Raw genomic sequence first — 13,188 nt, 5'->3', positions numbered from 1 at the left:
AAATAGTATATCATTTTCAGAGAAAAAGGCAATGTGTAATTTATTGTGTTAAATGTAAACGTTTTTACGAGTGATTTTTAGTGTATTTTACTGTATAGTTATTCATAGGAAGTAAAGGAGGCAAATGAAGTGAATAATACATCTGAGAAACTCATTCAAATAAGTATGAGAACCTTTTCTGAAATGGGCTATTATGGAACATCACTAAATAATATTGCCAATGAATTAGGTATTAAAAAAGCAAGTTTATATAACTATTTCAATAGTAAAGATGAATTGTATGAACAATGTATTGAAAGATGTATGAATAAAGATATGAAATTAATCAAAAGTATTGATACAAAGCCTCATAATGCTCATGAAGAACTCACAAAGTTTTTCAAGAATATATTTATGATTCAGAGTATTTAGTTAAGTTCTACATTCAATTATCATTTGCACCATCTAACTTTACAGAGATGATTTTAGAGCATAATAAAGAACTTGCAGTCGTATTTAACAGTAAATTAGTAGATATCCATAAAAATAGTGAATTCAATATAAATCGTGAAGATTTTATTTTATTTATTAATATGTTTGTATACGGATGGCTTTATAGAAAATCATTTGTACAAAATAACGTCACACCCGAGAATATCATAAAAGAATTTGATCAACATATTAAAATATTAATGAATCAGTCCAATGCTGATAATTCATAAAAACTTATAATAACGCGCCATATCAATTAGGATATGGTGTGTTTTTTATATTGGTTAATCATTTATAAAAAGTTCCGCAAAATCAAAATACACATTAACTTTAATTCTTTTTCAAAACCATTCTTTTTGTGTGTAATTCGTTTCGGTAAGTAAACAAATTAATTATCATTTTGTTTATCCAATATTTTAATTACTTTTTTTGTTATTATTTTATATTTTTTGGGTATTACATATATAGCTATACTAGAGAAAGAGGTAGAACCATGGTTAATAACAGCGGGAAAGGCTATTATGAAGATATTAGTGATGATTTGTTATATGTTTCACAGTCTATTAGCCAAAAAATCTCATCTGAAGAGTTTAATTTATCAGATGAGAAAGAAATTATTAAAGGCATCCTAGAAAAGTTGGAGGCTCAATCTTCAGAATAATTCGCTATATACCGTCATAACGACTGCTCAGACAATCAAGGCAATCGTTATGATTTTTATTTTTTTATATTGAAATATGCTTTAATCAAAGGTACTTCTTGATTAATCAATTCTTCTTGTGTCATATCAGTTGCATGTTCACCCCAAAATGACAAAGCAGAACCTTTAACATTTTGACGTTTCACTTCGTTGTAAGGATTCTTAATATAATAAAACTTGTTATACGCATATGCCCAACCTATATAGTCAGCCTGTTCATTAATATCTTCCTGGCTAAATTTTTTTGAGGGTAAGAAATATAATGAATAATAATTATAGTTATATACATCAAACTGATATTGATCAAAGTCTTCAACAGTTAAATTAGATTTACTGTTTTCATTTTGCTTCCAATATAGTATTGAAAAATGATTATTTAAAGACTTTACCCCTTCATGTGTGACCATATCATTCCACATTTGTGGCTTATATCCTTGTTGAAATGCATAATCCCCTATTTGATTCATATATTCTATAAAGCTTTTTTGATGCTCACCTCCACCAGCGACTTCATCTCCACCGAGTACAATGCGTTGTTGTTCTGCAAATTGAGGTTGTTTAAACAACTCCGTTATTTCAGCAATCTGTCTATTCGTAACATCTACTGCTTTATGATTTGAGTAAAAATCTAAAGTGTTATCGCTATAGTCACTGATGATTTCATGATATAACGATTCATCATTTTGTTTAATCAAAGATAAAAAAGCTTTGGAATGAGCGGGAAAATCCATATCTGGAACGATCATTACATTTAAATCATTACTATACTCAATAAGTGATTTCACATCTTCTTTTGTTAAATAATATGGATTAGAAAAATTTTTACGATCAAAATATTCTGATTCAATTGCGTAATTTTCATCATCTGAAAAATGTAATTGAAGGTATTGTCCTTTATGATTATGTATCTGTTTAACGATGGTTTTTAAGGTATCTAAAGAATATGACTTTCTTGCGATGTCTATGGTAATACCTTTTTGTATATTTTCAGCTTGTACTTCATTGTTTGAAACAGGGAAACTTAATAAAACAGATAAAGCGATTAATATTTTACTTTTCATGTTGTCACCTTTTTCTGTATAGTATGCAAACTGTTTAATATGTATATTGATATATTTCAAGCGGGTACTCTATTGAGTAATCCCGCTTAAAATATATGTTTAATTGTATTTTTCCTACTAGGTGTATTCCCTATTTCTCCGTATATCTCGGGTTATCTTTATTAAGTGCCCAATTACCTGTTGTTAAATATGAGGCATAAGCAGACCAACAAACATATGGGATTAATAATAATCCTGCTGTCTTATTCACTTTATAAAATTGAACAGTTGTTAATATGACTGCGCTCAATAATACATAACTTTCAATCAGTGCTGTGCCTCTTAATTTATATTTGAAATACAGAATTGACCATAAATAATTCAATCCTAATTGACTATAATAAGCTGTCTGTGTTGATTTAGCTGCGCGTTCTTTCGTTATAATCGAATGAGCAATACCCATGCTTAAATATAATATCGGCCATACAATTGGGAATATATAACCCGGTGGTGAGAATGGTGTTTTTTTATTTTTAGAGTAATCTTTTCTTGCATTTTGAACTGCATATTTACCGATTAGTCTACCACCAACTAACGGCGCTGAAATGATACCAGCGTATTTCACTATTTTACTTATTTTCATACAGAACCACCTTTTCAAAAGTTTGATGTCTAGTATATATACCCGAAATTGTCTATCATTAAAATAAGAACTTTTTTAAAAGGAGCAATACAAATGAAAATATTAATTTTAGGTGCTACAGGCAGAGTTGGACAAGAAGTATTAACACACGCGCTATCGGACGGTCATGACGTAACCGTGCTCGTTCGTGATAAAAATAAATTAAGCGTCGATCATCAATCTGTGAGACTAATCGAAGGAAATGTACTAAATCCAAATGATATTCAAAAAGCAGCTGAAGATAACGACATGATTGTAAGTGCATTAAGTACAGACGGCTCTACTACCTTATCAGAAGCTATGCCATTCATTATCGAAGCAATGTCACAACAAGGCATTAAACGCATCATTACAGTAGGTACTGCTGGCATATTACAAAGCCGAACTGACGAGAATTTACTGCGCTATCAATCTAATGAATCTAAAAGACGAACAACACGTGCAGCAGAAGAACATCATAAAGTTTATACAATGCTTAAAGATTCAGAGTTAGATTGGACAATCGTATGCCCAACCTATTTACCAGATGGCGAAAGAATCGGAGAATACAGAGTCGAACGAAACTACTTACCAGAGCATGCTGTGAAAATATCTGTCCCAGACACAGCAGACTTTGTTTACGATCAAATATCATCTAATGAATTTATTCAATCACGCGTTGGAATCGGATATTGAAATAGAGTGTAACAATGCCCCCGAATGTTGCTAGTCATCCTCGTCTTGCAATATTCGGGGCTCTCTTGATAAATTTCCTTACTCACTTTTGCTTTCAACAATATACAACTGTAAAATATTTCTAAAATAAATGAGAATAATAATCATTTTCATATTGAACTTACATGGAATATTTTGTATATTATGGGTATCAGCCAAGAAAGGAAGTTTTACATGAATAAAAACTTTATCAACTTTAGAACGGGATTAGTAAAGTTACCTGTTATTATCGCAGGTATATTTTTCTTATCTCATCCAACTGTCACTCATGCCAGCGAGAACAATGCATCAACTGAGTCAAATGCAGCTGTAGCTCATGATGAAAATCACACTACAAATGAATCAAATAATATAGAGAATAAAGACAATTCAACAAATACAAATGAAGCGACAAATTCAGTTGAAGAAAACAAAGAATCAGATAGTAATGCTACTGCTAACGAAGCTAATAGTGAGCCAACTGCTACTTCTACTGAGAATAGTGCAACAGACAATAATACTGCGACTCAACCTGCAGCAGCAAAACCTACTCCGAAAGCACTTACTGCCGAAGAAGAAAAAGAAGATGCGTATTTCACAGATCCTAATTTCCGATATGATACTTCAAAAGACCCTCACTTTGATGAGGATGGTGCTTTAATGGATACACGTAGAAAATTAGAAAACTATGAAGTTCGTAACAGAACTGCTTATGTTCATGTGGAAAATGGCAATTATAAAGGTCAAATTGAAAACTTAAAACATGCTAATGGTACTGGATCTGTTATCGGAGAGAACTTTATCTTAACAGCAGGTCATGTAATTTACAGTAATAATTACCCTAGAGGATATTTAACTGGCGGGTATGTTTCACCAGGTAGACATGGTGAATTTGAAAAATTTGGTCGATACAAAATTAAAGCAATGCATGTTATGCCACAATACATGGAATCTCCATTACAACGTTATGATATAGGTATTATTGAAGTAGAACCACATGATGATATGCCTGAATCTATAGATGAAATACATCCTTATAACATTAAACCTTTCAATAAAGAAATGCATGGTAAAAAAATAGAATCACAAGGTTATCCAGTTGATTTAAATGAAGAATCAATAGATCAATATTGGGTTGATGGTACAATCATTCAAAAGCAACCTAAAGGAACAGTTGAATTATCTATGTATGGATATTCTGGACAATCAGGAAGTCCTATCGTTCTTGAAGGTACAGATGATGTTATTGGTGTATTTACTTATGATACAACAGGTAATAAATACGGTACATTAATGACACCAACCACACATGAAATTTATAATTGGATACAGTCTATTATTAATAAAGACGCTAAAGTAGAAGAGCCTACTAAACCGGCTGAACAACCTAAAGTAGACGAACCTTCTAAGCCAGCTGAGCAACCTAAAGTAGATGATACTAAACAAGCAGTCAAAGCTACTCAAATTAACAATACTGAAAAGAAAGTAACTGCTATTCAAGTATCTACATCTCACACTCAGAATAAAGCTCAATCAAATGCTAAGCATGATGAAAAGCAATTACCTAAAACAGGTGAAAATGAAGCGATAACTACAACATTATTCGGTAGCTTATTCGCAATGGTAGGAAGTTTATTGTTCTTCAGAAAACGTAAAACTGATAAATAATAAGATATCCCCTAAGAGATGTTTCATATGAAACATCTCTTTTTATGCTTTTACACTTTTAGAAGGAATCATCGCCCAACATATAAACAATAATATAAATACAATTGCTGGGACTAGAAATCCAATGTAAAATGCCATTATATGATTGTGGATAGATATTGTTGCGACGACTGTAGCAATCAATGCGGAACCGAAGCTGGACCCAATATTTTCTACAATATTAATCGTAATACCTGCTTGCGGTAATTGTTCGTCTTTTAAATCTGCATAAGTGTTTGTCGTAAATGGTAGTAGTATCCCACCAACACTTATACCTCGTAATAAAAGCAACATACTTAAGATGATGATAGATGTGTTACCGTCTACAAATACAAAAGGTATTGAAGCAACAATCGATAATATTAAGCTTACCAATATCACTTTTTTAGTACCATACTGATCTGTCAATTTACCAATCAAAGGTCTTGCTAATAACATACCGATACCTTGAGGCATTAATGCAATAGCCGCTTCAATCGTATTAAATTCTTTAAAATTTTGAAAGAACAGCGGAAAAATAATCATCGGTCCCATAATCGCTAAATTGGCTAGAAATAAGCCGCTACTTGAAGCTGCATAGTTACGACTTTTAAACAAATTAGTTGGTAATACGGTTTGATAATCCTTAATTCGATTGTATATCAAATAAATCACGATAAGTATCATACTCGCAGATAGCACGAGCACAGTTTCAATATTTGTAAACGAAGCTGTTTCAGTAGCATGTGTAATGCCGTAAATTAACGTAATGCTGATTAAAGATAAATTAATTATGCCAAACCAATCTAGTTTCTTACCTTTATTAAAAGGCTCATATGACGGTAATCGTTTAATCATAACTGGTGTGATAATGATCATGACAATGATGTTTAAATAAAATATCCATTGCCATGAGACATAATGAATTATAAACCCACCAACTACTGGACCTAATATAGGACCAAGTATCATAGGAATACTTACAATAGCCATAACTCTACCAATTTTATCTTGTCCAGTTGTCTTAACAAGCAGTGTAGCCATAAGCGTTGAAATGATACCTGCACTAAAACCTTGAATGAGTCTAAATAGAATAAACCAAAAGATATTTGGACTTAATCCAGTTAATACTGAAACAATACCAAATGTAATGACAGCACTTATATATACACGTTTACCATCAAAGTGGTCCATTAACCAACCAGAAAATGGCACAGCAACTGCCATAGCAAGAATATATCCTGTAACACCCCATTGAATAAAATTAAGGGATGTATCAAAGTATTGCGTTAAATCATTAATCGCAATATTGATCATTGTTGAATCGAGCATGGGCATAATAGCACCTAAAGCAATGGCCCATGCCGCTATCATTGTGCTTTTAGGAATGCGTTCTAATTGTTGAGAAGACATTAATAAACTCCTTTATATTTTGTTTCCACAGAAACATTATAAGAAATTTTTGTTTCCTATTCAACAAAAATGATTATGAGTTGAAATCTGTTAGAGACAGAATTCTGAATAATGTCCCTTAGAACCCTCGTTAGAGACAGAATTCTGAATTGTGTCCCTTAAAGATACCATCCAAAAAAGCTGAGACACGGATGTCTCAGCTTTTATCTACTTTCTATTCACGTTTTTCTTTCTCAATGACTTGATCTAAGTAGTCACTATATTTATCAAAAAATCGATTCAAAGTTTCGAATTCTTCTTCTGTTATGTCATCAAAGAATGGTTTGTCTCTTTCTAAAAATTGATCATGTAATGCTAAATGTCTATTATATATTCGGTTTCCTTCTGCTGTTAACTCAAAATATATTTCTTTTTTATTGTCATCTTTTTGATATACCGTAATCGCATTTTTCTTAATGAGTTTTTTCGTTAATTTACTAATTGCGCCTCGTGTCATAAATAAGTCATCTGATATTTTTTTAACATTTGGATTTTCTATATTATGGATAGCTTCTATACAATGAACTTCTGAGGACGTATACCCAGATAAAGCTTTTTCCATTTTAGGTTTATTTAGCCAGACTATTCTATTTTGTACATGACCCATTTTTTGCATTAAAGATTTTACTTTATTCATCGCTAAATCCCCTTATATTCAATCTCATATATGATATTTCACTATACACATACTTTTCTTCATAGTAACAGAAATGTTAAAAAATCAGTAGTTCATTCAATTGTTCTTATCATATTCTAATCTTTTCAGACTAACTAAAGTATTAAAATAATAAATTTATATAATTTATCATAATTATTTATTATTATTTTCTATCATTGACAAACCTTTCAACCCCCCTTATAATTGAGAATGATTCTCACTATATAAATTATTTGAAAAGGAAGTTGATCTTTTTGGAAATCGTATATAACGAACAGATACAAGAAATACGTCAATATTTTCAAGATTTTTCTGAAGAAGAAATAACTACTTTATACGAGAAAGCATACCGTGAAATCATGCGACGTATTGATCAATTATCAAATTTTGAAGATATTGATCAAGATGTCATTTATGATGATGAACGCTTAGTACACGAAATTCAAGATTCTATTCGTAATCTCACTTTGAGCTATATTCAATTCGAACGGGATCATCAACAATATGGTCACCGTTATCAAAATATTTTTGAGTTTGTTGAACAAGAGAATATATCGGATGTCTTTTTTGAACAAAGTGTTACTGAAGGACATCCTTTTCATCCCATGACTAAGACGAAATTAGGATTCTCTATAGATGATGTTATTAAGTTTTCACCAGAATTTAGACAAACGGTGAATGTCATTCCTCTATTGTGCAATAAAGATTTTATAGATGAAATCAATATCTATCAATCACCTACATTAGAAACTTTTAAAAAGAAAGTTGATACATATTGTAAAGACCATGGCATTAAATTTGAAAACTATGCATTACTGTTTATTCATGAATGGCAATTGAAGCATTTTCTGTTACCACAATTTGAAACATGTTTCGAACAACAGTTCATGATTCCGTTATACGATTTAGCAGTTGAAAGTAATCCATTATTATCATTTAGAACTTTAGAAGCCCAAGAATTAAATTGCATCGTTAAGACTGCTGTCAATGCACAAGCGACTAGCGCAGTAAGGAATGTGTCACCCGCTTCTATTCGTAACGGCATTATTCTAAGTAATGTTGTGGAACGCATTTATCGTTCAAATGGTTATGATAATAGCTATATTCAAAAAGATTTAGCAGGCAGTTATTTAAACATCCATCAAGCACACGCTAATAAATGTAGCTTTATGTTAAGAAGCCGTTTACCTGAACAGAAAGGTACTCACCAATTAGTATGTGGCAGTCTGATTACTGATAGCTTTGTTACGAGAAAACCTATACTCATTGAATGTATTGAAACAATTATGCAAACACAAGACATGTCATTCGATTCTGCAACTCAATTATTCTTAACAGAGTATACACATAATTTATTAGAAGCTACTTATAGATTATTGCTTGAAGAATGTATTAGCTTAGAAGCACATATGCAAAATAGCACAGTCGTCATTAAAGATGGCATGCCTATTTCTATTTATATAAGAGACTTTGGTGGCGTGAGATTATATGAAAGAAATATAGATATTGATGATTCAACAGGTTTGATAACTGACTCATTTGAAGATTTATTATCTGTATTCTCTCATGCAGTGTTATACAATCATCTGTTTCAGCTTATACAAGTGTTGGCTACATATGGCTATGAAAGCACAAAAGGTTATCAAATCATTCGAAATATGATAGCCGATCATCACGTTCATAGTGTGCCTGACATCAATATTTTAGAACAACCAACCTTTAACATTAAATCACTGTTAAAAATGAGAATCTTCGCTGAAGGTTACGATTACCAATATACAAATATCAATAACCCGTTATATATGGAGGCCAAATAAAATGAGTTGGACTAAAGAGGTATATCAACATACAGATAAATACGAACAACACTATATCGAGCAATGTATTCAAGACAGTATTCATACAACATTCAAGAAACTATTAACATGCTTATATGAAGAAGTAACACCTCCTATACATCATGTAGAATCCATTAAAACAATCACAACTTTATATATTACCGATTCTATATTTGTCACTTATGATAAAGCGAACCATCGCGTACAAATTACAGATGATACGACAACTCGCTTTGTACAAGATCCACTTGAATTAATAGATTGGCTCAATCATTTTAGTGATGAACATCATGATTACCACAAATTGCGTGTTGAAATTGAAAATCATCTCATCAACCAAGCCATTAGTTTTATTCATTGTTCTTACACACCTAAAAGCAATCACCCATTGTTACATAGTGAGCAATATGTCATTACTGGGCATAACATTCATCCATGTGCTAAGACAAAGTTAGGATTGTCTTTCAAAGAAGTGATGCAATATTCACCTGAATATAATCAAGCATTTAAATTAAACTGGTTGTTCGTGAAAAAAGGCTTTCTATATAACAATTTAGAAGCTTCTGAGATAAAAACATTGGCTAACTTTAGTGGGTATTTAGGAGAAATTCCTGAAGATTATGATTTGATACCTGTACATCCGTTTCAATTCGAACATGTGATACCACAAGTTTATGCGGTAGAGATTCAATCTCAAAATATTATACCGCTTCAACATACTGGTGGACTCGTAAAAAGTACATCATCATTTAGAACCGTTTGTCCTTTAGATACGATAACACCGATTATCAAACTGCCCGTCAATTCACAAATGACGTCAACAATTCGTTCTATTAGTAACAACAGTATTATCAATTCTAAAAATATCGGTGAATATTTCAAATATATTTATAAGACTGACGACCGTCTTAATGAAATTAGCTTACCTGTTTTAGAATATGGCGGAATGACTTACATTCATGACAAAGTAGATAAACAGCGTAACCTGTCATTCATATTGCGAGAAAATAATACGCAATATATACCTGCTCATGCATCATTATATACAGCGACATGTTTGTTCGAGTTGAATGAACATCATCAAAAAATTTACGTCGATATGATTGAAACAGCTCGTGCAACAGCAACACCGATTGCTTGGTTTGACCAATATGTTTCATTACTTGTTGAAACCGTGTTGACACTCATGACGAAATACGGTGTCGGTTTAGAAGCACATCTACAAAATATGTCATTTGAATTTATGAACGGTATGCCTACACGATTACACGTACGTGACTTTGGCGGATTACGAATAGATGCTTCTCGCGTTCCTGAATGGTTAGAACTTAACAACGCTTTAACAAATGCAACGACTGAAGGTATGTATGAAAAAGTACAAAACACATTAATGAGTAATCACCTCAATACACTTGTGCATCATTTCAGCGAAGATTATGCATACGATCCAAACATATTATGGCTACGTATTAACCGTAAATTTAAAGCCGTATTTGAAGATTTACTATCACAAGATATAGAACATACAGAGGCAGATATTAAAGCCTTTTACAAAGAGACTATAAACGAGAAAGCATTATTAACGATGCGCGTATCTAATAAAGATCAAGATATTTATATCCCAAAAGCCAACCCACTTCTCATTAGTGATGAAGTTAAAGTTTAATCCGTATCATCGTTTTGTCAGTTCTCAGTTTATAGCTCGAACAATCGATTGGGTAGATATCATCGCATTAAATTGGATAACGTTACAAATGACTGGCAGTGCTGTTTATATTGCATATATTAATTTTGCACGGTTAATGCCACAGTTAGCATTTGCATTTGTAATCGGTAAAATCATCGATACTGTCAGCTCTACCAAACTCATGTACATCATCCATTGTGCGAATATGTTATTCACAGTATGTGTCGTCTATGCTTTTTGGCAAAAATGGAATATCTACATCATCCTTTCTATTATTATGGTGCGTTCATTTTTCCAAGCTATCGATACAATTCAAAGAAATGCACTTATACAAAGTTTTGTAACACCAGACAAGCTACATAAAGCAATCAGTTTAAATTCTTTAATTTTAAATATAGCTAGACTAACTGGACCATTTATAGGTGGGATGTTATTAGCTCAACTGTATTCTAATATCGTATTATCCCTACCTATTATTGGTAGTTTGATGGTTATGTTATTCAATCAAACTTTGCCAGAGGTCCATCACGAGAAGAAGACACGTCATAAAATATGGTCGTACTTAAGACAACAACCTGTTATTGTCATGCTCATGTTATCCAGTGTCTTATCGATGCTTTTTGGATTTTCGTATACGATTATTCTACCTAGCATTGTAGATGAACAATTTGGCAGCCGTACAATGATTTATTCACTCTTTACTGCCATGATTGCTGCTGGTTCGATTATGATTTTAGTCATATTTATGCGCACTAAAAATATGAACACGATGAAAAGTTTGAAACGATGGGCAATGATATTTACGTTAACCATCATATTATTAATGTTTATTCATGATACATATTTATATGCAGCTGTCTTATTAATAATGGGATTGGCATCACAAGCGTTTAGAACGACCAATCGAATACTTGTTCAACAGCTTGTTGAAGGTAAATATAGAGGGTCTGTATTATCCATTTCAATGATGGATAAAGGTTTCATTCCACTTGGTGGCATATTACTAAGCTTTATCTTTGAACAGTTCAATTTGCAAATTGTATATATAACAATGGTTGTTGGACTACTCATCATGGTCATCTGTGTCATGTTTATGATAAATAAGGAGAATCAATATGGAAAGAATTAAAGAAGTGTTAACAGACAGTAATCACGATTATTATATTTATGATTTAACCGAATTAAAACAGCGCATCAACTGGATTAGATCTGTCACGAAACACGACATTTTCTATGCAGTGAAAGCCAACTCTAATATAAAAATTTTAGAAACACTCGCACCTTTTGTTTCTGGATTTGAAGTTGCTTCTACTGGAGAAATTGAAAAGGTCCGATCTATTTCAAAAGAAATTCCAATCATTTATGGTGGACCTGTAAAGACGAAACAGCATTTAGAATATGCTTTAGATGCACATGTGAAATCAATTCAAGTAGAGAGTCTCTTTGAGTTAGATGCATTACAAGCATTGCTTAAAGACAAGCAACAAACAATCGAAGTGATGATTCGCATTAATTTAAGTAACATTCAATCAACAGCTAAATTAAAAATGGCAGGCGTTGCGACACAATTTGGTATGCCTTACAATGATTTAGATGAAGCCATTCAAATCTGTCACGACACAGAACAAATCACTTTAACAGGTTTCCACTTTCATGCTATGAGCAATAATTTAGATGAAGATGCGCACGTCACATTTATAGAAAGTGCGCTTGAATTTACGCAACAATATCAATCACATTTACCGGAAGACTACGCGATAAATGTTGGTGGTGGTGTAGGTATCGACTACGAGGAGCAAACATGCTTTGATTTTGATTATTTTGCAACACGTATCCATCACTTACCACGCTTAACTTTTGAACTTGGGCGTTTTATTACAGGTCCTATAGGTTATTATGCCGCTCATGTTTACGATATTAAATCTATGCATGATCAAACATTCGTGTTATTAAACGGTGGCACAAATCATTTTAGGTTTCCGAAAACGTGGCAACATCATCAACCGTTTGAAATCATTCATTCGCATTCAACATCTAACAGAATAAAGTCCATTACCAACGATACGGTCGTATTAGCTGGAAAACTATGTACACCTAATGATGTATTTGGTCTCCCCTATGATATTGAAAGCATACAGACGGGGGATTGGGTTGTCTTTAAATATGCTGGAAGTTATGGATATGACATTAGCCATTTACAATTTTTATCTCATGAACTGCCAGTTATTGAGTATATTTAAATATATTTTATTTAAATTAAAAGTATATTTCAAAAATATAT

At 32.3% G+C, this 13,188-nt stretch carries 13 protein-coding genes; 9 read left to right on the top strand and 4 right to left on the bottom strand.

All coding sequences use genetic code 11. The annotated features are described in order from the left end of the window. The first annotated feature begins 129 nt into the window (after window positions 1-129). The 3 genes from MUA60_RS00715 to MUA60_RS00705 all read left to right on the top strand — a co-directional run bounded on the left by MUA60_RS00715 (window position 130) and on the right by MUA60_RS00705 (window position 1,132). On the top strand, window positions 130-411 hold the full coding sequence (locus MUA60_RS00715; protein WP_262649150.1) for a TetR/AcrR family transcriptional regulator: 282 nt from the start codon (window positions 130-132) through the stop codon (window positions 409-411). Between the two features lie 47 nt (window positions 412-458). Then, window positions 459-701 carry a hypothetical protein gene (locus tag MUA60_RS00710; protein WP_262649149.1) on the top strand — a complete coding sequence of 81 codons (243 nt, stop codon included), beginning with the start codon at window positions 459-461 and terminating at the stop codon, window positions 699-701. 263 nt (window positions 702-964) lie between these two features. After that, entirely contained in the window at window positions 965-1,132 is a 168-nt protein-coding gene (locus MUA60_RS00705) for a hypothetical protein (RefSeq protein ID WP_262642331.1), read from the top strand. A gap of 56 nt (window positions 1,133-1,188) precedes the next feature. Here the strand turns inward: MUA60_RS00705 and MUA60_RS00700 are convergent, their stop codons facing one another. Together MUA60_RS00700 and MUA60_RS00695 are read right to left on the bottom strand one after the other, a co-directional pair. Continuing rightward, on the bottom strand, window positions 1,189-2,292 hold the full coding sequence (locus MUA60_RS00700; protein WP_262649148.1) for a family 20 glycosylhydrolase: 1,104 nt from the start codon (window positions 2,290-2,292) through the stop codon (window positions 1,189-1,191). A 70-nt stretch (window positions 2,293-2,362) separates the two neighbouring features. Next, on the bottom strand, window positions 2,363-2,854 hold the full coding sequence (locus tag MUA60_RS00695; protein ID WP_262649146.1) for a TspO/MBR family protein: 492 nt from the start codon (window positions 2,852-2,854) through the stop codon (window positions 2,363-2,365). Between the two features lie 93 nt (window positions 2,855-2,947). Between MUA60_RS00695 and MUA60_RS00690 the strand changes: the two genes are divergently transcribed. Continuing rightward, complete coding sequence (locus MUA60_RS00690) at window positions 2,948-3,568, top strand: NAD(P)-dependent oxidoreductase (protein WP_262649144.1); 621 nt, start codon at window positions 2,948-2,950, stop codon at window positions 3,566-3,568. 213 nt (window positions 3,569-3,781) lie between these two features. Then, a complete protein-coding gene (locus MUA60_RS00685; protein ID WP_262649142.1) occupies window positions 3,782-5,254 on the top strand; it encodes a trypsin-like serine protease in 1,473 nt (490 codons plus the stop codon). Window positions 5,255-5,296: 42 nt separating this feature from the next. Here MUA60_RS00685 and MUA60_RS00680 read toward each other — a convergent pair whose 3' ends face one another. Then, window positions 5,297-6,685, bottom strand: a complete 1,389-nt coding sequence (locus MUA60_RS00680; protein ID WP_262649141.1) for a DHA2 family efflux MFS transporter permease subunit — start codon at window positions 6,683-6,685, stop codon at window positions 5,297-5,299. Window positions 6,686-6,899: 214 nt separating this feature from the next. Next, window positions 6,900-7,361, bottom strand: a complete 462-nt coding sequence (locus MUA60_RS00675; protein ID WP_262649139.1) for a MarR family transcriptional regulator — start codon at window positions 7,359-7,361, stop codon at window positions 6,900-6,902. Between the two features lie 275 nt (window positions 7,362-7,636). On the opposite strand from MUA60_RS00675, the gene MUA60_RS00670 reads away from it, so the two are divergent. From MUA60_RS00670 to MUA60_RS00655, 4 genes are read left to right on the top strand one after another with little or no spacing between them, the layout of a single operon-like run. Continuing rightward, complete coding sequence (locus MUA60_RS00670; RefSeq protein ID WP_262649137.1) at window positions 7,637-9,199, top strand: IucA/IucC family protein; 1,563 nt, start codon at window positions 7,637-7,639, stop codon at window positions 9,197-9,199. Window position 9,200: 1 nt separating this feature from the next. Further along, on the top strand, window positions 9,201-10,886 hold the full coding sequence (locus tag MUA60_RS00665; protein ID WP_262649136.1) for an IucA/IucC family protein: 1,686 nt from the start codon (window positions 9,201-9,203) through the stop codon (window positions 10,884-10,886). Next, the gene (locus MUA60_RS00660; RefSeq protein WP_262649134.1) at window positions 10,870-12,036 is read left to right on the top strand and encodes an MFS transporter; all 1,167 of its coding nucleotides are present in this window, start codon (window positions 10,870-10,872) and stop codon (window positions 12,034-12,036) included. Before MUA60_RS00665 ends, MUA60_RS00660 begins: the two co-directional genes overlap by 17 nt. Continuing rightward, window positions 12,023-13,147: an alanine racemase gene (locus MUA60_RS00655; RefSeq protein WP_262649133.1), complete on the top strand. Its 1,125-nt coding sequence runs from the start codon at window positions 12,023-12,025 to the stop codon at window positions 13,145-13,147. Before MUA60_RS00660 ends, MUA60_RS00655 begins: the two co-directional genes overlap by 14 nt. Window positions 13,148-13,188: the final 41 nt, after the last annotated feature.

It is taken from the genome of Mammaliicoccus sciuri (assembly GCF_025561425.1).
GTDB lineage: Bacteria > Bacillota > Bacilli > Staphylococcales > Staphylococcaceae > Mammaliicoccus > Mammaliicoccus sciuri_A.
The sequence above is the reverse complement of the archived record's forward strand: the minus strand, read 5'-3'. Positions and strand labels throughout refer to the sequence as shown.

Bases quoted from the DNA above. Each gene is read 5' to 3' on its own strand.
- MUA60_RS00665 (WP_262649136.1), top strand. From the start codon at position 9,201: ATGAGTTGGACTAAAGAGGTATATCAACATACAGATAAATACGAACAA.
- MUA60_RS00695 (WP_262649146.1), bottom strand. From the start codon at position 2,854: ATGAAAATAAGTAAAATAGTGAAATACGCTGGTATCATTTCAGCGCCG.
- MUA60_RS00705 (WP_262642331.1), top strand. From the start codon at position 965: ATGGTTAATAACAGCGGGAAAGGCTATTATGAAGATATTAGTGATGAT.
- MUA60_RS00660 (WP_262649134.1), top strand. From the start codon at position 10,870: ATGAAGTTAAAGTTTAATCCGTATCATCGTTTTGTCAGTTCTCAGTTT.
- MUA60_RS00655 (WP_262649133.1), top strand. From the start codon at position 12,023: ATGGAAAGAATTAAAGAAGTGTTAACAGACAGTAATCACGATTATTAT.
- MUA60_RS00675 (WP_262649139.1), bottom strand. From the start codon at position 7,361: ATGAATAAAGTAAAATCTTTAATGCAAAAAATGGGTCATGTACAAAAT.
- MUA60_RS00710 (WP_262649149.1), top strand. From the start codon at position 459: ATGATTTTAGAGCATAATAAAGAACTTGCAGTCGTATTTAACAGTAAA.
- MUA60_RS00680 (WP_262649141.1), bottom strand. From the start codon at position 6,685: ATGTCTTCTCAACAATTAGAACGCATTCCTAAAAGCACAATGATAGCG.
- MUA60_RS00690 (WP_262649144.1), top strand. From the start codon at position 2,948: ATGAAAATATTAATTTTAGGTGCTACAGGCAGAGTTGGACAAGAAGTA.
- MUA60_RS00685 (WP_262649142.1), top strand. From the start codon at position 3,782: ATGAATAAAAACTTTATCAACTTTAGAACGGGATTAGTAAAGTTACCT.